Source organism: Halochromatium sp. (assembly GCF_054919635.1).
Genome location: NZ_JBUDPI010000030.1, coordinates 1 through 19,696, shown reverse-complemented (window position 1 = coordinate 19,696; position 19,696 = coordinate 1). Strand labels below are relative to the sequence as shown.

At 63.3% G+C, this 19,696-nt stretch carries 23 protein-coding genes; 5 read left to right on the top strand and 18 right to left on the bottom strand.

Features of this window, described 5'->3' with window-relative positions; translation table 11 throughout:
- The 4 genes from ACY693_RS03650 to ACY693_RS03635 all read right to left on the bottom strand — a co-directional run.
- Nucleotides 1–295: response regulator (locus ACY693_RS03650; RefSeq protein ID WP_462320475.1), on the bottom strand; the 295-nt coding region annotated here is incomplete at its 3' end.
- Nucleotides 282–1,040 (bottom strand): SDR family oxidoreductase, encoded by a 759-nt coding sequence (locus tag ACY693_RS03645; protein ID WP_462320474.1) that lies wholly within the window; start codon nt 1,038–1,040, stop codon nt 282–284. The genes ACY693_RS03645 and ACY693_RS03650, both read right to left, overlap by 14 nt.
- A 66-nt stretch (nt 1,041–1,106) precedes the next feature.
- Nucleotides 1,107–1,400: a hypothetical protein gene (locus tag ACY693_RS03640; RefSeq protein WP_462320473.1), complete on the bottom strand. Its 294-nt coding sequence runs from the start codon at nt 1,398–1,400 to the stop codon at nt 1,107–1,109.
- Between the two features lie 52 nt (nt 1,401–1,452).
- Nucleotides 1,453–2,097, bottom strand: a complete 645-nt coding sequence (locus tag ACY693_RS03635) for an ankyrin repeat domain-containing protein (protein ID WP_462320472.1) — start codon at nt 2,095–2,097, stop codon at nt 1,453–1,455.
- A gap of 196 nt (nt 2,098–2,293) precedes the next feature.
- Between ACY693_RS03635 and ACY693_RS03630 the strand changes: the two genes are divergently transcribed.
- On the top strand, nt 2,294–2,686 hold the full coding sequence (locus ACY693_RS03630; RefSeq protein WP_462320471.1) for a hypothetical protein: 393 nt from the start codon (nt 2,294–2,296) through the stop codon (nt 2,684–2,686).
- Nucleotides 2,687–2,871: 185 nt separating this feature from the next.
- Here the strand turns inward: ACY693_RS03630 and ACY693_RS03625 are convergent, their stop codons facing one another.
- From ACY693_RS03625 to ACY693_RS03580, 10 genes are all read right to left on the bottom strand, one after another.
- A complete protein-coding gene (locus tag ACY693_RS03625) occupies nt 2,872–3,423 on the bottom strand; it encodes a putative 2OG-Fe(II) oxygenase (RefSeq protein WP_462320470.1) in 552 nt (183 codons plus the stop codon).
- A gap of 19 nt (nt 3,424–3,442) precedes the next feature.
- On the bottom strand, nt 3,443–4,660 hold the full coding sequence (locus tag ACY693_RS03620; RefSeq protein WP_462320469.1) for a protoporphyrinogen/coproporphyrinogen oxidase: 1,218 nt from the start codon (nt 4,658–4,660) through the stop codon (nt 3,443–3,445).
- 53 nt (nt 4,661–4,713) lie between these two features.
- Nucleotides 4,714–5,325, bottom strand: a complete 612-nt coding sequence (locus ACY693_RS03615) for a hypothetical protein (protein ID WP_462320468.1) — start codon at nt 5,323–5,325, stop codon at nt 4,714–4,716.
- A 262-nt stretch (nt 5,326–5,587) separates the two neighbouring features.
- Nucleotides 5,588–6,157, bottom strand: a complete 570-nt coding sequence (locus tag ACY693_RS03610) for a Tll0287-like domain-containing protein (protein WP_462320467.1) — start codon at nt 6,155–6,157, stop codon at nt 5,588–5,590.
- Nucleotides 6,158–6,392: 235 nt separating this feature from the next.
- The gene (locus ACY693_RS03605; RefSeq protein ID WP_462320466.1) at nt 6,393–6,788 is read right to left on the bottom strand and encodes a septal ring lytic transglycosylase RlpA family protein; all 396 of its coding nucleotides are present in this window, start codon (nt 6,786–6,788) and stop codon (nt 6,393–6,395) included.
- 548 nt (nt 6,789–7,336) lie between these two features.
- On the bottom strand, nt 7,337–7,966 hold the full coding sequence (parA, locus tag ACY693_RS03600; RefSeq protein ID WP_462320465.1) for a ParA family partition ATPase: 630 nt from the start codon (nt 7,964–7,966) through the stop codon (nt 7,337–7,339).
- A gap of 228 nt (nt 7,967–8,194) precedes the next feature.
- Nucleotides 8,195–8,755: a hypothetical protein gene (locus ACY693_RS03595; protein WP_462320464.1), complete on the bottom strand. Its 561-nt coding sequence runs from the start codon at nt 8,753–8,755 to the stop codon at nt 8,195–8,197.
- A 4-nt stretch (nt 8,756–8,759) separates the two neighbouring features.
- On the bottom strand, nt 8,760–9,692 hold the full coding sequence (locus ACY693_RS03590; RefSeq protein WP_462320463.1) for a 2-oxoacid:ferredoxin oxidoreductase subunit beta: 933 nt from the start codon (nt 9,690–9,692) through the stop codon (nt 8,760–8,762).
- A complete protein-coding gene (locus tag ACY693_RS03585; RefSeq protein ID WP_462320462.1) occupies nt 9,692–11,611 on the bottom strand; it encodes a 2-oxoacid:acceptor oxidoreductase family protein in 1,920 nt (639 codons plus the stop codon). The genes ACY693_RS03590 and ACY693_RS03585 overlap by 1 nt, the downstream gene beginning before the upstream one ends.
- Before the next feature lie 357 nt (nt 11,612–11,968).
- Entirely contained in the window at nt 11,969–12,778 is an 810-nt protein-coding gene (locus tag ACY693_RS03580; RefSeq protein ID WP_462320461.1) for an inositol monophosphatase family protein, read from the bottom strand.
- A gap of 280 nt (nt 12,779–13,058) precedes the next feature.
- Here ACY693_RS03580 and ACY693_RS03575 point away from each other — a divergent pair, with 280 nt between their 5' ends.
- The 3 genes from ACY693_RS03575 to iscR all read left to right on the top strand — a co-directional run bounded on the left by ACY693_RS03575 (nt 13,059) and on the right by iscR (nt 15,266).
- A complete protein-coding gene (locus ACY693_RS03575) occupies nt 13,059–13,826 on the top strand; it encodes an RNA methyltransferase (protein WP_462320460.1) in 768 nt (255 codons plus the stop codon).
- An 11-nt stretch (nt 13,827–13,837) separates the two neighbouring features.
- Entirely contained in the window at nt 13,838–14,641 is an 804-nt protein-coding gene (gene cysE, locus ACY693_RS03570) for a serine O-acetyltransferase (RefSeq protein WP_462320459.1), read from the top strand.
- Between the two features lie 61 nt (nt 14,642–14,702).
- Nucleotides 14,703–15,266: a Fe-S cluster assembly transcriptional regulator IscR gene (iscR, locus tag ACY693_RS03565; protein ID WP_462320458.1), complete on the top strand. Its 564-nt coding sequence runs from the start codon at nt 14,703–14,705 to the stop codon at nt 15,264–15,266.
- Between the two features lie 23 nt (nt 15,267–15,289).
- Here the strand turns inward: iscR and ACY693_RS03560 are convergent, their stop codons facing one another.
- Entirely contained in the window at nt 15,290–15,718 is a 429-nt protein-coding gene (locus tag ACY693_RS03560) for a rhodanese-like domain-containing protein (RefSeq protein ID WP_462320457.1), read from the bottom strand.
- A gap of 78 nt (nt 15,719–15,796) precedes the next feature.
- On the opposite strand from ACY693_RS03560, the gene ACY693_RS03555 reads away from it, so the two are divergent.
- Entirely contained in the window at nt 15,797–16,864 is a 1,068-nt protein-coding gene (locus ACY693_RS03555) for a lysophospholipid acyltransferase family protein (RefSeq protein WP_462320456.1), read from the top strand.
- 99 nt (nt 16,865–16,963) lie between these two features.
- Here ACY693_RS03555 and soxZ read toward each other — a convergent pair whose 3' ends face one another.
- The 3 genes from soxZ to ACY693_RS03540 form a co-directional block, all read right to left on the bottom strand.
- Nucleotides 16,964–17,278, bottom strand: coding sequence for a thiosulfate oxidation carrier complex protein SoxZ (gene soxZ, locus ACY693_RS03550; protein WP_462320455.1), 315 nt, complete (start codon nt 17,276–17,278; stop codon nt 16,964–16,966).
- Nucleotides 17,279–17,328: 50 nt separating this feature from the next.
- Entirely contained in the window at nt 17,329–17,802 is a 474-nt protein-coding gene (gene soxY, locus ACY693_RS03545; protein ID WP_462320454.1) for a thiosulfate oxidation carrier protein SoxY, read from the bottom strand.
- Between the two features lie 381 nt (nt 17,803–18,183).
- The coding region (locus ACY693_RS03540) for a M48 family metalloprotease (RefSeq protein WP_462320453.1) at nt 18,184–19,696 on the bottom strand (1,513 nt) is incomplete at its 5' end.

Below are 19,696 nucleotides of genomic sequence, written 5' to 3'. Positions count from 1 at the left end.
CGAGATCCGTTGTCCGTAATTGGCCGCAGACCTCCGGGCCGGACATCCCATCCATCATCCAGTCAAGAAGGACCAAGCGGATGTCCTCCTCGGCGATGAGCCTGAGGCCGTCCGCGCCGTTCGAGGCCAAGACCGGCTCGTAGCCCCATTTCTTCAAGAGTGCACGGAGATAGACGCGCATATCGAGCGCATCATCGACCACCAATACCTTCAGCACTGGGGCAGATTCCGTCGTTGCCGTCTCTGGATTCACGCTAACCCCAAGATTCAGTGAATGACCTTCAAGCGAGCGCACTTCGGGCCTCTTCAAGCGGCAAGCTGAGCGCGACAGCTTGTTGAGACTGGTTGGGATCGAACGCCAGATCGAGCAGGCGATCGGCGACGAATGTGGTCGAGCTAAAGCCATCATTGGCCTTGAGGTCGAGGAATTTTTGCACGCGCGGAAACTGTTCCGGCGAGCAGTCGCGGATCATCGCCTGCATGTCGGTGTCGATGATGCCGGGTGCAACAGCATGCACGCGCAGTCCACGATTGGCCTCTTCGAGCGCGATCGACTCGCTCATGCGGTCTACTGCAGCCTTACCGGCGCAGTAGGCAGACCAGCCGGCGTAGGCATTGCGGGCGGCCCCCGAGCTGATATTCAAGAGGACGCCCTCGCCACCGCGTGCATGCAGATGACGGATAAAGGTGCGGCTGCCGTTGAAGACGCCGACGACGTTGACCTCGATATGGCGGGCGAATGCAGCCGCATCATTGTCGTGCAATGGACCGATCGGTGCGAGCAGCCCGGCATTGTTGATCCAAAGATCGATGCGGCCAAAGCGCTCAGTCGTCGTGTCGCAAAGCCGCTGCATGGCCTCGGCGTCGGTCACATCGGCGGCGACGGCGAGGGCCTTAGAGGCGTCTCCCGCAAGCTCCGGCTGGCTGCGCGCGCAGGCTGCGACCCGCAAGCCGCGCTGGAGGAAACGCTTGGCGAGACCAGCCCCGAGGCCGCGGCTAGCGCCTGTGATCAGGGCGACCTTATTGGTGAGATCGATCATAGTGGGACCTAATCGGGTGGGGCCCAGCGGTGGGGGCCAGCGGTGGGATCCATCACGGGGGACCCATCAGGGGGGCTCGTCGGCGAGCCAGCCTTGCAGTGCATCAACGAGTGCCTGCGCTTGGGCTCGGCTGGAGATATTGAATTTCGACTGCTGGCGATACTCGCCTCCTCGCTTCTGATAGCGACGGATGGTGTAGCGCTCCGGTCCGTAGGTCTCCTTGGCCCGATCCCAATCTTGGTAACGATAGAGTACGGTGGCCCAGCTGCCCTTGGAGAGGATGACCTTGCCGAGCTCTTTCGTCGTTTCCAGATCGCCTTCGGTATAGGTCACGGTCAGGTCTTCGACCTTGTCGGTCATGCCGGGCTCCTTGTTGTCGATTGTCGAACATCGGTTGTTGGTTGTTATCGAATCAGCGCTCGGCTCCGTACTGCTCCAAGAGCCTGATAAGGGTTGGCTCGTCTTTGCCGGTAGCGATGTCGAGCGGCGTCTGGCCGCTGCTGTCCTCCAGGTTAACCTTGGCTCCGGCGCTGATCAGCTGCTTGGCGAGCTTCAGGTTACCAGCTGCAACGGCCAGATGCAGCGGCGCCCGGCCCTCAGGACCCATGCTGTTCAGATCTGCGCCATGGGCGGTCAGGAAGTCGATCGTGTCGCGATCGAGTGCTTGCGCTTCGGCGAGCTGAAACAGGAGCGCCTGAAGGTCATCCTCCGGGCCTTGCTGCAAGAACAGCTCAGCTGACTGTATCTTGCCATTGGCGAGGGCAACATGCAGGGGGGTGCGACCGAGCGCATCGCGTGCATCGAGGCGCGCGCCATGGCTGAGCAGCTCACGCGCGATCACCACCCGGCCTTGACTCACTGCGACGTGCAGAGGGTAGCTGCCGTCAGGGCCAGGCTGATTGATATCCGTTCTCCAAAACAGGTGCCGCTTGATCTGGTCCAGATCCCCGGAATGCACGGCGCGATATAGATTGACCGTTGGCTCCGGGGGCTCATCGCAACCGCTCAGGAGACCCACCAAGATGAGCATCATGGCAATGGCGCGGAGTGAGGACATAGCAAGATCATCAGCAGACTGCGCAAGAAGCAGGCAGCGGCGGATGTTAAGCCGCGACCCTGAGATTGGACAAGACGACCTACCTCTCGGTCGGGGTTGGGTCTGGTGTTGGGGTTGGGTAGGGCCGAGTCTGCGCCATTGAGGTGAGGCCGTGGCTCGCTGCCGGCGCGCGTGATAGCGTATCTGAATCATGATCATGAAACTTCTGTTAACGGCTAGCGTCATCCTGGTGGCCTGGCTGGCTGTTCGCAACCGGTGGCGCGACGGCCCTGATGAGCGTACGCAGCAGGCGCGCGAGTCCGGTCAAGGCACAGAGGGCACGATGCCGCTGATGCCCAGGGGCGCAGTGAAGCTCGCGGCCTATGGGCTCGTGATCCTGATGCTGGTTGGGACAGCGCTCTATCTCTTACAGGATTGGCAGCATGCGCGCGAGATCGTTCAGCTGCAGGTGGTGAATGTCTATTCAGGTGCGGTTGAGCACTATGAGGCAAGGCGCAGCGAGATCAGCCGGCGGAGTTTTGTCACCCTTGATGGACGCCGGATACAGATCGCCGAGATGGAGCGGCTGATCCAGCTCGAGCGCCCCTAATCCATGAGACCCGCGGCATCAGACCCGGGCCATGAGAGCCGGGCCCTGGGGTCTGGGGCATGGGAACTGGAGTACGACATCTGGCGCATCGGCGCGCAAAGACTGACGCGCCTAGGGAATCAGGCGGCCTGAGCAGATGGGCTGCTGGTGGCTGGTGTGAGTGCCTTGAGCAGTGGTCGGGAGGGCTAGACCGGGGCAGGGCCGATGTTGAACGCGATCGAGAGTCGCCGTTTTTGGCTGCGGTTGACCTCGACCGAGTGCTCGAGGCCTGGGGCGAACAACAGCAGCAGGCCGGGTCGCGGCTGTACTCGGGTTTCGAACGGTGGCTCATGGAACAGGATGTCCCCAGACATCGCCGGCGCGCTGACGTAGTAGACCCCCGACAGCAGCTCATCATGCTCCTCGTGACAGTGGCGGCTCGTGCTCTGACCTGGCTCCATGGCATTGATCCAGAAGCCGGCGCGCAGAGGTTGGTCTGCTGCGATTGGCTCATTGAGCCAGCTGCCGTTGGCATTGCTAAGCAGTGTCCGCGCCTGCTGGAGTCCGAAGGACAGGACCTCTGCCACCCCCGGGAGCCGCTCGGCCTGCAGATAGAGGTTTTCGAAACGTCCGCCGATGAAGTGCGAGCGACGCTCGAAATCGTCGTCGCCGAGGTCGGAGAAGACGCGCTCGAGCGGGCCTTTGATGGTATGAGCCAGCGGATGCTCGCAGGCGACAATGAGACTGCTTGCTTGCATATCGGCGCCTCATGCGCGCTCATCGAGCCGATGACATTGGAGCTACGGGTCCAAATAGCCGTTCGTGCTCGCTGCGAGAGCGGGTGACGCAGTCCTCGATCGAGACCCCGAGGAACCAGTTGCCAGTGACGGCGATGGGTCTGCTGGCGAGTGCTGAATCGAGGGCCTGAACCCGGTCCATGTGGCTACGACGCAGCGCTGGCAGGCGATTATCGACATGGGCCTTGGCGACGATCTGGTCGACCTGTGCATCAATCGCTTGGCAGGCGGCTTGCTCGCGCTCTGCCGCATTGAGCTGGCCGCCGGGGAAATGGAAGGCGAAGCCGCGGTAGCGATCATCTGGCAGGAAGTCTCGAGAGACCGCAGACAGGAAGGCACCATCGACGCTAATCAGCCCGGCGATCTCATCAACGTCGAGATCTGTGCGCTCAAAGACCAGCACGAGGGTATCGATCTCCGCGACGCCAACGTCCTCGATGGCGGCCGCCGCCGCTGGTGCAATCTCGCTGAGGAGCCGTCCTGTGATATCGGGTGGCACGGCCAGCGTGAGCTGCTCGCAGTCGAGGCTCGAGCCATCCTCCAAGCCGATGCGAAAGCCCTGGTTGGTGCTGGTGATCTGTTGAGCTTGCGCGCCGAAACGGGCCTTGAAGCCTGGCTGTGCGGCGATGGCGCGCGGGATATCGGCGAGACCGCTGGGCATCGTGAAGGCCTTCAGGACGTCCTTGCGGCGGGGCTTCTTTCGGAACAGGGCTTCAGCAGGGAATTCGTCGGCATCCTGACAGACCACAGAGCGGAACGCCGGTCCAAATAGGTCCTGGTAATTCTTGCGGCCCAAGACCTGACCGTAATACTCGGCGACGGTCTTGCCGGCCTTTTCCACCCGAAAGAGGCCAGGTAGTGCCCTGACAAGCTCGAGTGGATGGAGCGCGGAAACGATGCCGCGACGTTGGCCCTTGGACCAGAGCTTGTAGCTCTTCTTCGCCTTTGCAGTGGTGAGCTCGAGTAGGTCGAGCTGCTCCATGATCGCAAGCAGGTTACCGTAGCTGTTGAAGCAGGTATGCCCGCCGGCCTCGACCCAAAAATCATTGAGGGCATCGAAGCTGCTGCTGTGGATGCAGCCACCAGGGCGGTCGCTGGCCTCGAGTAGCAGGCAGTCGACGCCGGCGTGCAATGAATAATGCGCAGCGGTGAGTCCGCTGATGCCGCCGCCGATGACGATATGAGCGTGGTCGGCCATGAATAAGGGCTCTCTCTAGAAGCGGTGCGAGTCAGCCGACTATCTTACGCGAGTCACTCCTGCTGTTGGGATGGGTCGAGGGACAACAGCTCCAAGGTGCTGAGGTCGAGCGGCGGAGGCGTCTCCGGTGAGGGCGCGCAATCCTCCAGACTGGTGGTCTCGCTCGGGGCAAGCTGCAGGTGACTGATATCCGGAGGCGGTGCATCAGGCGTTGTCGGCTGTTCACCTATTGGGCTTCCGGGAGGGAGCAGCTGCGTTGCATTGGCGTCTTCGCGCTTCGACGTCGCGTCGGTTCTTGTCTCCTGATCCGATGGATCGGCCAGAGTGCTCGCATTGATGGCGTCGTTAGCCCTCGGCGCAGGGGTCTGGGAGGCTGGCGCCGACTCGATACTGGCCGTGTCATCCAGCTTTAGGCTGTCCGCCTCGGGCGGCGCTGCTGGTGCGACCTCCACGAGTGCGCCCGCAGCGACGAACGCGCGTTGGTAGCGCTCAGCGTTGGCTCGATCAAGGCTGCGCTTGACGGTGACCGGCCTGCCGCTAAACAGCCGGTCGAGCTGCGCATTGCTGAGCTTGAACCGCTCCTTGACCGCCTGACGGCCCTGCTCAAGCTGGACACCGGACTGCAGACAGCCAGAAAAGATCAGCTGGTAACGCGTCTCGGTCATCGGCTGGACGAAGTGGCGCTGGACGTAATCGGCTGGTAAAGCCGGGGCCTAGGGGTGAGGGCAGCTGCTTCCTGTCTGGCTGCCCTCGCGGTCTATCTGCTGGGCCGCGATGGGCTCGGCCGCGCTGGATTTGGCCGCTCTGGATTTGGCTGCTTTCGGCTAGGACATACCGGGCCTTGAGCCCGGCTTAGCGCCTAGTCCTTTTTGGAGCCTAGAGCGGGTTGGTACCCAGAGCGGTTTGGTGCTTAGACCGGTTTGGCCCCTAGAGCGGTTTGCTTAGGGTGAAGGCGCCGCGGATGTCGCCGGCCGAATAACCGCGGGCCTGATCCTCAGGATACTCGGCATCGATGACTTCGACGAGCTCAGGATCGAGGTCGCTACCATGACAGGTCAGGCAAACCGGTTCGGTTGGGATCGCCATCATATAGCGATAGGTCTCCTTGCCGTCGGTTTCGACGACCTCGGCATAACTCATCCCAGACACAGGGTTGCCTGCGGCCTTGCGTGCCTCGAAGTCCTCAAGAACCTGCTTCTCCCAGTCATCCGGGGCATTGTCGGGGTTACGGGTCTTCAGGCTGGTGCGGCTGATCTCCCACTCTGAGGATTCAGAGAGACTGTTGTCGATCGCCGGCACCTTCTCTTTGCAGACAGCGACAGCGTTGGTCGGCCCGCCGGCGTTGATGGCACTGACCAGCTCGCCCTTGAGGCTAGAGGCATATTGTTGGATGAGGGCTCGGGCCTCATCGTTGGCGCCCGCCGTGGTCTCCGCGGCCGAGAGGGTCGGGATGGTACTGATGAGGGTTGCGACTGAAATCAGTGTGAGCTTACGCATCGAGAGGGTCTCCGAAGATGATCCAAGAGGAAGACGGCGGTAATGTTTGGTCGGCTTGCCGTGAAACAAGCACTTCGTCGTCCGGGCTGGCGATGCGCCCTGGACGTTAGCCGAGATCCAACCGTCTGGAACAGGGAACGATGACCGATGTGCGATGGGTGATGCGATGGGAATGCGCAACTCGCCTATGGCTTTGGCGGGAGGGGGCAGTTAGCCCCCGCAGGGATGAGCCTGTTTATGCGCCGCTTCGGCCCGGAACACTCAGGATTTCGACCTTCACCTTGGCGAGCCCCTTCTTGAGCATACCGAGCTCGGTCGCAGCCCGGCGTGAGAGGTCGATGATGCGCCCCTTCACAAACGGGCCCCGATCATTGACTTCGAGGACGACGCTGCGTCCCGAGCTTGGATCGGTCACACGCACACGCGTACCCAGAGGCAGCGTCTTATGGGCCGCGCTGAGCTTATGTTTGTTGTAGATCTTGCCGCTGGCAGTCTTATTGCCATGCAGGCTGTCGTGGTAGTAGGAGGCGATGCCGGTGAGGACCTGGCCGGGCTGTGCGGCCATTAGCGATGCACTGCTACCGATTAGCAGCAGAAGACCGGCGAGAATGAGGCTGAGCTTGGTTGTCATCGATGAATCCTAGGTGTCAGACGCGGAGGCTCGAGGTGAAAATGCACGAGCACAGGCGCGCTTGGTACTGGTCGATGACGTTAGTATACGGGAAATCCCGAATAAGGGAAGTCCCTAGTTAGGTGAATTCCTAGCTCGAGATCAGTCCGGCCAAACCCGGCCTGGACTCTGATAGCTCGCATTCCGGAGATTTGCTTCCCTGTTGGGCTCGACCCGCGTCTTGACTCCTGTCATGGTCCTTGTCTTCGGCCCCGCCTTCACCCCCGCCTTCAGCTGGTCGCTCACCACCTTCGGCTTGGGTCTTGATCGCGGGGGCGACTGCTGCGGCTTGGAAGCCGCGGGCTTTGCAATCGCTGAAGCCGCTGTGGTCGTGACCTTCGCTGCAGCGGCTCGAGGATCGGCTTCAGCGCTGCTGGGTTCCGCTTCAGCAGCGGCTACCGCCTGGCGGGGCCCTTCGGTGATGCTGTCAAGACCAGGTAGCGACGGGTCATCGGCCTTGACCTGGCGGATTGATGTCAGGAGGTGACGCTCGAGGCGGCTCTTATCAGTCATGAGCTGAAGATCTCGCTAATCAAGGATTCGATTTCGGAGGCGGCCTCGGCCCCGCGCCGGCCAGCTTGGAAGAGGCTTCGGCCTTCAAGTACCGTGTGGCGATGGATGGAGCGGCGGCGCAGGGCCGTGCTCGCGACCGGCAGATCCAGCTCGGCAACGGCCTCGGGCATCAGCTTCGAGAGCGTGGTGCGTGGCTCGATCTGGCTCATGACGATCAGCGCCCTGAGCTGAGGGTTGTCGGCACGCACACGCTCAATCGTCCGAGCGATATGGGTGGTCGCCCAGAGGTCCATTGGCGATGGCTGCACCGGGATCAGTGCGTGGTCGGCGAGTCGGAGCGCGGTCTCCGTTTGTGATGCCTTGATCGAGGGTGGGCAATCGACAACGACATGGCGATGGGTCTCGCGCAGCGCGCCAATGGTTTGCTCGAGTCCATGCGCAGCGGCGACAACCGCTGGCAGACCAGGCCGGTCGCCGCCGATGAGACGCCATTGATAGGCCGACTGCTGTGGGTCGGCGTCGATGATCACGACGCTGTCACCACGCAACAGACCGGCGGCCAGGTTCAGCGCGAGCGTTGTCTTTCCGGTACCGCCCTTGTTGCCGACGACGACAATGATGCTCATCGGGTGCTTGACGCTCAGTCGATCGAAGAGTAAGGCTGCCGCGGCTATCAAGCTCGGTATGGAGCTTGCTGCGGACCGCTTGCTAGCAAAGACCTGCCCGACGGCCAGTGGAAGGTCGGTTAGAAGGCTAGACGCAGCGCGATAGCGGCGTCAAGCACGGGGCTGGCGTTTTGAAAAATGGGGAGTGGTCGGGACCGGGGAATCGCGTCCTGAGTGGGGCGAAGCGCGCTAGTCAGGCCGGTTGGGTGGATCAAGGTCGCTGGGCGTCGGCGGCAGCTCGTCCTCGATCGCATTGGTGCTGCTGAGCAGGGCCTCGAGACGATCAATCTGCTCCTGCTGTCGCATCAGGATCTTGGTCAGCATCTGGCGCGACGCTGCCGATACGACCTGTTCGCAGGCATGTTCATAGCGGTCCTGGGCGCAACGCTCACGTCTTAACACCAGACGGAGCAGATCGGTCGGGCTGATCTGATGGCTGCATGCGGTGGGGTTGTTGTCGGCAACGCGGATCGCAAGCAGGTCAGGGCAGCGCCAGAGCAGCTCCCAGGGTGCGATTCGGGGTAGCTGCTCAGGGGGTTGCAGACCTGGCATCGAGCTGGCTGTGGCCAAGGTGAGCTCGACGACCCGACTCAACAGCTCCGCCGCCTTCTGGTTATGGTGAGCCTCGAGACAGGCCTGAAGCTGCGCGTAGCGGGACGCCGAATCGTGAGTGAATTCCAGAGCATGCGCCAGCGCTTCGCCGGCGCTGATACTGCTGATGTCTAGCGGGGAGGTCGTGGGGTCATTCATGGGCCTAAGCCTCCAGCTCTGCTTCGATCGCGTTCAAGGCAGCCTGCCGGTCTGGGTCACGGTCGGGGCCCCAGTCTCGGCCCCGGTCTCCGCTAGAGTCTCTGCCAGCGTCGATCGCTGTGCTCGTCGACGTTGGCTCACGCGCGGCCTGGTGAAGAATGCCCAGTCCGAGCCCATCATCCTGGACCTGCAGCGCAGGTGCGCACTGCCGGTCGGGGTCGCCTACAGTTCCGGTCCCGGTCTCGGAGAGCAGCGCCTCGCCGAATGGATGCACCGCTTGCTTCCAGCTCGACTGGTCGTCCGGTCGGTAGGTGCGGCAAGGGCTGAGCACATGAACGAAGGCGAAGCCAGGATGCAGGATTGCATGCGCGATGAGCTCGCTGAGACCATGGGGGTCGCCGCTGAAGCCGCGGGCAATGAAGCTCGCGCCGGATGCGAGTGCGATTGCGGCGGGTCGAAAGGCGGGTATTCCGGTGCCGCGCGGCGTCAGCGCGCTCTGGGTCCAGTCCGGAGGCGTGGTTGGCGAGGCCTGCCCTTTGGTCATGCCATAAACAGCGTTGTCCATCACGATGTAGCAAAGATCGATGTCGCGGCGGCAGGCGTGGAGGAAGTGATTGCCACCGATCGAGAATCCATCGCCATCGCCACTCGCAGCGATCACTGTGAGGTCGGGACGGGCTGCCTTGAGTCCGGTGGCCAACGGCAATGCACGACCGTGTAGTCCGTGGAAACCGTAGCAGTCGAGATACGCGGGCAGGCGTGACGAGCAGCCGATGCCTGAGATAATGGCGATCTCATGCTTCGGACGCTCGAGATAAGCCAATGCCTTGGTCAGCGCCGAGAGCACGCCGAAATGGCCACATCCCGGGCACCAGATCGGCTTGATGTCAGAGAGATAGTCGCGTGCTCGCAGACTGGGGATCATCGCCCGGGGCATCAGAAACCTCCTCTGGGGCCAGCGGCTTCGGCCGGCTGCTCAGCGTTCTCAAGGCCGCTGTCTTGTGGTCTTGGCGCCGCGCCGAGCAGCGCTTGCAGCTGCGCGATGATCTCGGACGGGCGCAGCGGCAGTGGGCCTGGGCGCGCGAACGAACGGGCCGAGCTCGGGAGTGCGCGCTCGGCGTTGAGATAACGGAAGAGCTGAGCCGTTGCATTGACCTCGACGACCAGGACCCGGCTGCCTTGAATCGCGGCGCTCAGCTGCGCGTGCTGGAGCGGGGCGAGCAAGCGCAGCCCGATGGTCTGCACCCGCAGGCCCTGCGCGCGCAACCGGATCGCCGCTTCCTGCACCGCGCCCCAGCTCGATCCCCATGTCACGAGACTGATCAGCTCAGCGCGCGCGTCCGGGATCTGATCGCCATCGATCCGCGCCCAGCCATCGCCATAGTCATGGGCCGTCAGTTTGCGGCTGAGCTTATTGAGCTGCTCGCGGTGGTCGGACGCGTTGCTCGAGGGGGTGCCCCGCGCGTCGTGGGCGAGTCCGTCTGCGGTGTACTCGTGTCCGGGCTCGCCTGGCGTTGGCATCGGCGAGATACCATCGGCGCTGGCCGTGTAACGTGCGAAGTCGCTGGTCGCTGCCCGATCCTCGGGCTGGGGTGCAGACGCTCGGCGCGCGCGTTTGCGGCCGGGAACCGGAGGACAGCGCGGTGGTGGGTCGATGACGGCGTGGGTCTGACCTAGGGCCTGATCGGACAGTAGAATCGCGGCGGTCTGCAGGCTCTCCGCGAGCCGGCTGCCCCATTCGACGCTGTACGCACAATCGCCGACATCAAGCGGCGCTAGTACCAGATGCGGCGCATCGCCGTGCAGTCCGTAAAGGGCCTGGTTGAGGTCTGCTTGCTCCGACTTGGTCGGCAATCCGGTGCTTGGTCCGCCGCGGGCGACATCGACGACTAGGATGGGTGTCTCGCTGGCGACTGCTAGGCCGATGCCTTCGGTCATCAGACTCAGGCCGGGACCGGAGGTGGCGGTGAGCGCGGGGGTGCCGCCAAAGCTCGCACCGACGAGCATGTTCACGGCCGCCAGCTCGTCTTCGGCCTGCAGGAGCCTGCCACCGGCACGCTCGAGTCGCGGCGCTAGCCATTCCAGGATCTCGCTCGCTGGGGTGATCGGATAGGCAGCGACAAAGCCGACTTCGGCCCGAAGCGCGCCTAGGCCTGCCGCGGCGTTACCGCTGAGCCGCCAGCGTCGAGTGGAGTCCGGGACCGTTGCGGGAGGCGGGGTGGGAATCGGTGTGAAAGACTGGGCAGGAGCCTGGGCGGCAGCGGGTTCTGAACTGCGTGTCGTCTCCGCCAGGGCCGTCGTGCCTCGATAGCCGGTTGCGACGCAGGCCTTCGCAGCCTCGACGGCGGTCGGCGCCTTATCGCCAATCACGGCCTCGATTGCTGTGGACAAGACCTGCAGCGGCAGGCCCATCTTGGCGCCCAGAACGCCAACGGCAATCATATTCGCGCGCCCACCGCGATGTTCAGCGGCATGGCGGTTGAAATCGATCGGCTGTTGCTCGGCGCCGCTTGCTGCAATCGGCTCGGGGACCATCCCAGCGGCGCTATCGTGCAAGATCAGACTATTGGCATCGAGCGCAAGCTCATCTTGAAAGCGCTCGATATTCTGCCAATCCAGTGCGGCGAGCATGTCGAGCCGGTCACCGATATTGGTCACCGGGCTTGGACCCAGGCGCAGGATGGCGATCGACTCGCCGCCGCGCACCTGGGGGCCGGCCGAGCGCATCATCAGCCCATAACGGTCGCAGCGTTGGGCTGCCGCGAGGAGGATAAAGCCAGCTGTCAGTGCGCCGCTGCCCCCGGAGCCGCTGATCGCGACGGTGATGGACTGTTGATGATCGCCAAGCCAAGCCATTCGAGTCTCCACCAAGACACTAGCCCGACCAGCCCAACAACCGGCCGGACAGGGTCTGGTTAGTCGACCCTTAGCTCAAGGATAGCGGATACAGTGGCGGGCGCCGGCACTGGGTCACGTCTTGGACATCGGGCCAGAGACCGCGTCGGCAGTGGCGATCGCAGTCGGCGATGCTTGAGCTGTAAACGGGTGCGGTATGCGCGGTCTTGGTGCCCTCTTGGTGCCCTGGGCACCTCTTGGCGCCTGCTTCAGGAGAGACGCCCCAAGGGTGACGCTCCAGCGGGGATGTTGCAGTGAGAACGCTTCAGGGGCAGGTTGCAGCGGGAGGTTCTGGCGGGACGCTCAAGCCCCGGCGGCTCAAGCTGGCAGGTCGGCGCTGCGGAAGGGCTTCAGGCGCTCGATCATGGACTGGTGGACCTTGAGCCCGCCGGCGACCAGGTTGCAGGTCTCAAAGAAGCGGTCACCACCTGCCAGGTCGGTCACGGTGCCACCCGCCTCAGCCACCAACAGCGCTCCTGCCGCAAAATCCCAAGGCGAGAGACCAAGCTCCCAGAAGCCGTCGAGCCGACCGGCTGCAACATAGGCAAAGTCGAGCGCTGCCGATCCCGGCCGCCGGATGCCGGCGGTATCGCGGATCATTGCTGCCATCATGCTGAGATAGGTGGCGAGCTGAGACTGATCCCGAAACGGGATGCCGGTGCCGATCAAGGCGCCGGTCAGTCCGCGCCGATCGCTGACTCGGATGCGCCGGTCGTTGAGCATGGCGCCGCTGCCGCGACTGGCGGTGAAGAGCTCTTCGCGCAGCGGGTCATAGACCACAGCCTGTTCCATCAGCCCGCGATAGCGCATGCCGATCGAGATGGACCATTGCGGGAAGCCGTGCAGGTAATTGGTGGTACCGTCGAGCGGGTCGATGATCCACTGGACCTCATCGCTGCCATCACGGCCCTTGCTGCTGCCGCTCTCCTCCGCGAGGATGGCGTGGTTTGGGAACTTGCCCCGCAGCTCCTCAATGATGGCGGCCTCGCAGGCGCGATCGACCTCGCTGACGAAGTCGTTGCGGCCCTTCTCGTTGACGCGAAGGTCGACGCCCCGCTCGTAAGATCGAACGGCGATGCGCCCGGCCTTGCGTGCGGCGCGTATGGCAATGTTCAACATGGCATCCATGGCGCCTACGATAATGCATCTGCGTCAGGGATAGTAGATTGACAAGGTAAGAAAAGTCTGAAGAACTGATGTGATGGATGCAACCGACCAGAAAGATCCCTTTGAGCCGCCGATGCCAAGTCGCGCAGCGGAACCGTCGGCGCCCGGCCGCGGCCTTAGCCCAGTCGCCAATCAGGGGGTTAGCCAGACTCCCAGTCAGGCCTCTCGTCAGGCTCCCAATCAAGGTCCTAGTCAGGGTCTTGGCGGGTCAAGCGCCGAATCTGCCGCTGTATCGACCCCGATGCGGCTGAGCCGGGTTCGTTTCGTGCTGATCGAGACCAGCCTGAGCGCGAATGTGGGTGCGGTCGCCCGCGCGCTGAAGACCATGGGGCTGACGCAGCTGGTCTTGGTTCGGCCACAGCAGCGGCTGGATGCCGAGGCGATGGCCCGCGCGGCCGGAGCAGATGACCTGCTGGCGCGTGCAAGGATCTGCGACTCGCTGGCCGAGGCGCTCGCCGGCTGTCGCCTTGTGATTGGCTCGAGCGCGCGCGCACGCGCCTTGTCCTGGCCCGAGGTCGACCCAGCTGGATGCGCAGAACAGCTCTTACGCGACGCCGAGGAGGGGGATGTCGCGCTGTTGCTGGGTCGAGAGCGGTCTGGTCTCACCAACGATGAGCTCTCGTATTGTCATTTCCTAACGCGGATCGCGACCAATCCGGATTACAGTTCACTCAATATCGCCGCCGCGGCCCAGGTCTTTGCCTACGAGCTTCGGCGCACGGCACTGCAATGGCAGGGTGATGGCTCGCTCGCAGGAGAGCCGGAGGGGGATGCTCAGGTCGAGCGAAGCGACCTCGCGACTGCTGACGAGATGATGAGCTTCTATGGCCATCTCGAGCGGACGCTGGGCCAGATCGGATTCGCCGATCCAGCCCAGTCCAGCACCCTGCGCCGGCGCTTGCGGCGGCTGTTCAATCGCGCCCGTCCAGACCGCACCGAGCTGAATATCCTGCGCGGCATCCTCTCTGCAGCAGCAGGGCGAAAACGTCCGGAGCGGTTTCAGCGCTGAGCAGGAACGCGATGACTGAAGTCCGAGGAGATGACCTAATGTTCAAGCGGTTGCGAGAAGACATCGACTGTGTGTTCGAGCGCGACCCAGCCGCGCGCAATGCGTTCGAGGTGCTGACCACCTATCCGGGTCTGCATGCGGTGATGATGCATCGGCTCTCGCATGCGCTCTGGCAGCGCGGCTTCAAATGGCTGGCGCGGATGCTGTCGAATCTCGCGCGACTACTGACCGGCATCGAGATCCACCCCGGTGCTCAGCTCGGCCGGCGCTTCTTCATCGATCACGGCATGGGGGTCGTGATCGGTGAGACCGCCGTGGTTGGTGACGACTGCACGCTCTATCACGGGGTCACCCTAGGCGGCACCAGCTGGCAGAAGGGAAAACGCCATCCGACGCTCGGCTGCGATGTGGTGGTCGGAGCCGGTGCCAAGGTGCTGGGGCCGATCGTGATCGGCGACGGTGCGCGTATCGGCTCTAACGCCGTGGTGGTGAAGCCGGTGCCGGCCGGTGGCACGGTGGTGGGTGTGCCAGGGCGCGTGATCGAGCATGCGGCCGACGCGGAGACGCGCCGACGTGCAGACACAGCCAAGCGCATGGGGTTCGATGCCTATGGCGCCACCCGCGATGCGCCAGACCCGGTTGCTAACGCGGTCAATCGGATGCTCGATCATATCCACATCATGGACCGGCGCATGGAGGCCATGTCGCGGGCGCTTGAGGAGCAGGGGATTACCCGGCACTTCGAGCATCTCAATGATCTCGATGGCTGTGTGCTCGATCCGGCCGAGCTCAGCTCAGAGCCGGAGAAAAATTGATGGTATTCGTCGGCTATCATAGGATGTCGCTTGATCAAGCTATCAGCCGGGGGGAGTTGAGGTGAGACTGACAACAAAAGGGCGTTATGCGGTGACCGCCGTTCTAGACTTGGCCATCCATCAGGGCAACGGACCGATTGCGCTTGCCGATATTGCTCAGCGGCAGGGTATCTCCCTGTCCTATCTAGAGCAGTTGTTTGCGAAGCTGCGCAAGCGCGGGCTCGTGCTCAGTGTCCGTGGCCCGGGCGGCGGCTATAATCTGGCACGCGAAGCAGAGGCGATCTACATCGCCGAGGTGATCACGGCCGTTGATGAGAATGTTGACACCACACGCTGCGGTGGTGCGCACAATTGCAAGGGCGACGGCCCTTGTCTGACCCACGATCTGTGGATGGATCTCAGCGATCGGATCTATGGTTACCTCAATAACATCAGCTTGCACGACCTGGTTGAGCGAGGCACTGAGGCGGAAGCCGAACGCCGCGCAAAACGCTCGCTAGGCGCCTCAAGACCCAAGGCCAGCCCCAAGGCTAGCCCAAAAAGCGCCCCAACCGGGACCCAGGTCCAGCTCGAGCCGGTGCAGTCGACTGATCAGGCCAGCGCGGGAATCACGCGCCTTGGCTGACGCTGATTCGATGCTGCGCTCGCTCAACACTGCTCCCAAGGCAGGCCACGGAACCGCCAGCCGCCGCTACTGGATCGGTGATGATGCTCGTCGAGCTCGCCCTCAAAGCCTTCATCAACATGGAAGACGTTGATAAGCCCGGACTCGAGCAAGGCCTTGCCGGCCTCGAGCGAGCGCTTGCCGCTTCGGCAGATCAGCACCACCGGGGCACAGGTATTGTCCGGCGTGCAGACGGCGCCACCGAGCAGACGCTTGCGGATCTCGGTCAGGAACTGTGGGTTGACGGTCCAGTCGGGCTCATCGATCCAGGGTACATGCACGGCGCCGGTCGGATGGCCGACGAACAGGAACTCCATGGTCGAGCGGATATCGACCAGCAAGGCTTGCGGATCATCCTGGAGCAGTCGGTGGGCCTGCTCAGGAGACAGCGAGGTAGGTAAGTGCTCGCCCATGATGTGGCTCCTTCGATCGGTGGTTGTTGATCTTGATGTGCTCTGCCCTGCTCCGGGGCAGATTACGATAAACGAGCTGTGCCCGACCTGCTATTGGAAACCCCTGTGAAATCCCGACGGCAAGCGGAACCTGCGTCGCGCCTAACCGCGCCGATTCCACCCAGGATTCCGGCGACCACGACCGATACGGCTGCACCGGCTCTGAGCTGGCGCGAGCGCGCTGCGCGTGCCTTGGTCCGCACCCTAGCTGGGGTGCCATTGCCGGTGCTGCATCGGCTCGGGGCCCTGGTTGGCTGGGGGATGGCGTTGATCCCGAACCGCCAGCGACGCAATGCGCTGATCAATATCAGTCTCTATGCGCCGGAGCGTCCCGCTGCGGAGCTGACTCGGATGCGCAATCGTAGTCTGCGCGAGCTGGGTAAGACCCTGTTCGAGACCGCCCCGCTCTGGCTGCGACCCCCCGCCGAGGCGCTGTCGCTGATCCGCGAGGTCCGTGGCATCGAACTGCTCGAGCGTGAGCCAGGACAGGGACTGATCGTGCTGTCACCGCATCTTGGCGCTTGGGAGCTTGCGGGTCTGTATCTCTCGACGCGCGGTCCAACGGCGATCTTCTATAAGCCTCAGCGCCTACTCGATGAGCTGATCGTCGAGGCCAGACGACGTGCTGGTGCGACCCTGGCTCCCATTACAGCACGCGGTATCAAGCTCTTGCTCGGAGCGCTCGAGCGCGGTGATAACGTCGGTATCTTGCCGGATCAGGAGCCTCGGGAGGAGAAGGGGGCGGTGTTCGCGCCGCTGTTCGGCGTGCCCGCCTATACGATGCTGCTGGTGAGCCGGCTTGCCCGCCGCAGTGGTGCACCGGTGATCTTCATGATTGCCGAGCGACTTCCGCGCTCAGCCGGTTTTCGTATCCATTGCCTGAGGGCGCCGGAGGGTATCGACAGCGATGACGATATGACCGCGGCGGTAGCCTTGAATCGCGGCATCGAACAGTGCATCGCTATCTGTCCAGACCAATACCTGTGGAGCTATCGGCGCTTCCGTCGGCGCCCGAGCGGCGAGCGCAAGATCTACACGGGCTCGTTGCGGGATGCATCCGCCATCGAGATCGCGCGCCGCCGACGTAAGAAGGTATCAGCAGTATAAGCGCGAGGCCGCTGTGATCCACCAAAAAAGCCCCGCTCATAGCGGGGCTTTGTTCTCGCTGGCTCGGCGCCCCCGTTTGGGCGTCGAATCCTGCGACGGCTAGCTGATCTCGGCGGTGCCGCTCTCGCTCTGGCCTTGATTGTCGACCCAGCTGATCTCGACCGTGTCGCCCTTCTCGCCGCCATTGAACTTGAACGACAGATAGGGGTTCTTCGAGACGCCGCCGCTCCAGAAGGCGGTCATCACGACCTGGTCCTTCCACTTGGCGGTGACCTCCTGGATGAAGTGAGCAGGGATCGGCTCGCCGGTCTTCTTGTCCTTGCGCAGCCCGGTTTCCATCTCATGGCTCATCAGGGATTTGACGGTGGTGACACCGTTGCTGGTCTTGGCGCGGATCTTGATGTTGCCTGCCATTGTCTTACCTCAGTTCGTTATCCGGTGGTTGAAGCCAGGGTGTCTTGGCGTCAGCCGCCACAGCCACCGATGGTGACCTTGACAGGCTTGGCGGCGCTGAGCAGGCCGCCGTCGGTCTTCACAACAGCGACGACATCGGCGGTCTTGGCCATCTTGATGCGGGTGGACACGAACGGGACGGCATCGGCGCCCAGGTCGAACGAGGCAATCAGCGGGGTTCCGTTGCCGGAGGCGATGATCGAGATCGACTTGGCACCTTCAACATCGCTCTCGACCGTCACTGGGACCACGGCGCCATTCTCGGCGATGTCGGGAGCCTTGATCTTGACCTGGTCGCTGGTCTCGGTGGAGGCGCTACCGAGCAGGTCTTTCAGCGCGGCATCGGTCTCGGTGGCGGAGAAGGCCTCTTTGGGCCAGTTCGCGAGTACGGTACCGGGGGTGAGTAGGCCAGCGCTGACGGCAACGCCAATCGCACTGACACCCAGGGAGCCCTTGAGCAGGGTTCTACGTTTTGCGTCGATCATGGAACATCTCCTCTATCGAACACGGGTTGGAGCCTTTGGGGCTGGAGGTCGATCATTTTTCCGCGCCGCTGGGCGCGCCCCTTCGGTTGGGGTCTTGACTATCTTGGTGCCCGAGTCGGGCGTTGCCCATCGGTCTTGGCCTGAGCGTCCTGTCCCGAGCTGAGACCGGGACAACCTGACGAGGGCAGCTCGACGAGGGCACTTTGACGAGGGCGGCTGGGCTCTGCAAAAAACACGAGCTCAGGTCTTCCGTATCGCCGATCCATTTAGCTTAGCGTATCCGTCAGGCACTGAAAACCGCGTTTATGCTCTGGCTGACTGTGGAAAACCCGAGGTTTCTGCGGCGCTGAGCGGCGCGCCCCTGCGTCATTCGCGAGCTCATCATTCTCGGGCCTTACGCGCCTGCTCCAACGTCTGCAGCTCGTCGAGCCGGACCTGGAGTCTCGAGGCGAGATGGAAGTCGAGGTCCTTCAGACGCAGCGCCAGCTCGAGCTGGCGAATCGCGGGCTCGAGCTCGTCACTATGGTAGAAGTATTCGGCCCGGTAGCGGTAGTTCAGGGCGCGCTGACCTGATTGTCCAGCCGCGTCGGCCATCAGCTCGTAGATCGGCGCGATGTTGGGGCGCAGTGCGACGAAGCGTTGCAGCGCTGCCAGCGCCTCACGCGGCTTTGAGGCAGCCATCAAGGCCTCGGCATAGGCTTGATTCAGCGGCCAATTGCCAGGCGAGAGGCCGACTGGCCCTTTCAAGTCCCGTACCGCCTGCTGTGGCTTGCCCGCGCGGCGGTCGATGTCGGCGCTTAGCACGAGGAATTCGGTCTGCGAGGGATGCTGCTCGAGCAGAGGCTCGAGCTGCGCGCGGGCGGCCTCGAGACGGCCGGCTCGGGTCAGGGCGAGCGCATAGCCGTAGCGCTCTGCGGTTTCATCGCGATACCGGCCTTGCTCAAGCGTCTTGGCGAAGTGCTCGACAGCGCGTGCTGGATTGCTCTCGCTGCGCTGGCGCAGGTTGGCGCGCGCGAGATGGAAACGGAGGCTATCCGGTCGCTGACGGACGCCGTATTGGCGTGCCCGATTGAGCGCATCGGCGATGCGGCTGGTGGTAACCGGATGGGTGCGCAAGAACTCGGGCGCTTCGCTGTCAGAGACCCTGGTGGTCTTGGCGAGGCGCTGGAAGAAGCCCGGCATGGCGTACGGATTGTGGCCCGCACGGGCAAGGGTATCGATACCGATGCGATCGGCCTCTTCCTCGTTAGCCCGGGTGAAGTTGATCTGTCGCTGAGCCGCGGCGCCCTGGACGCCCATGAGGCCGGCGGCGCCGAGATTGGCATCGACGGTGGCGCCGAGCACGGCAGCAGCTAGGAGGAGGGCGGTAGCGGGCAGGGCCATCTGCCGTTGTGCCTCGAAGCTGCGCATCAGGTGGTCTTGGCTAACGTGTGCGAGCTCATGCGCGAGCACGGCCGCGAGCTCGCCCTCGGTTTGTGAGGCCAAGACCAGCCCGGCGAAGACGCCAATATGCCCGTCGGGACCGGCAAAGGCATTGACCGTGGGTTCGTCGATCAGAAAGAACTCGTAATGGCCGGGGCTCTTGCTCGAGGCCGCTAGCTGCTGACCCAGTGTCTGGATGTAATCGGTGAGGACCGGGTCGGTCGAGATCGGGAGCGCTTTGCGCACCCATTTCATGAATTCTTGGCCAAGATCACGCTCTTCGGCGCGGGACATCAGGGTGTCGGCCGAGCTGCCAAAATCTGGTAGTGCGAAGGGGTCGGCGGGTCCGATGCTTGGGAGCAGGGCGAAGAAGCAGGCGAGCGCAAACAACCGGCCGCGCGCCAGCTGCTTGCCTCTGTCCACCAGGATGCGGATCAACATAGCGCCTCGGTTTGGCTTTCCACTGCAACCT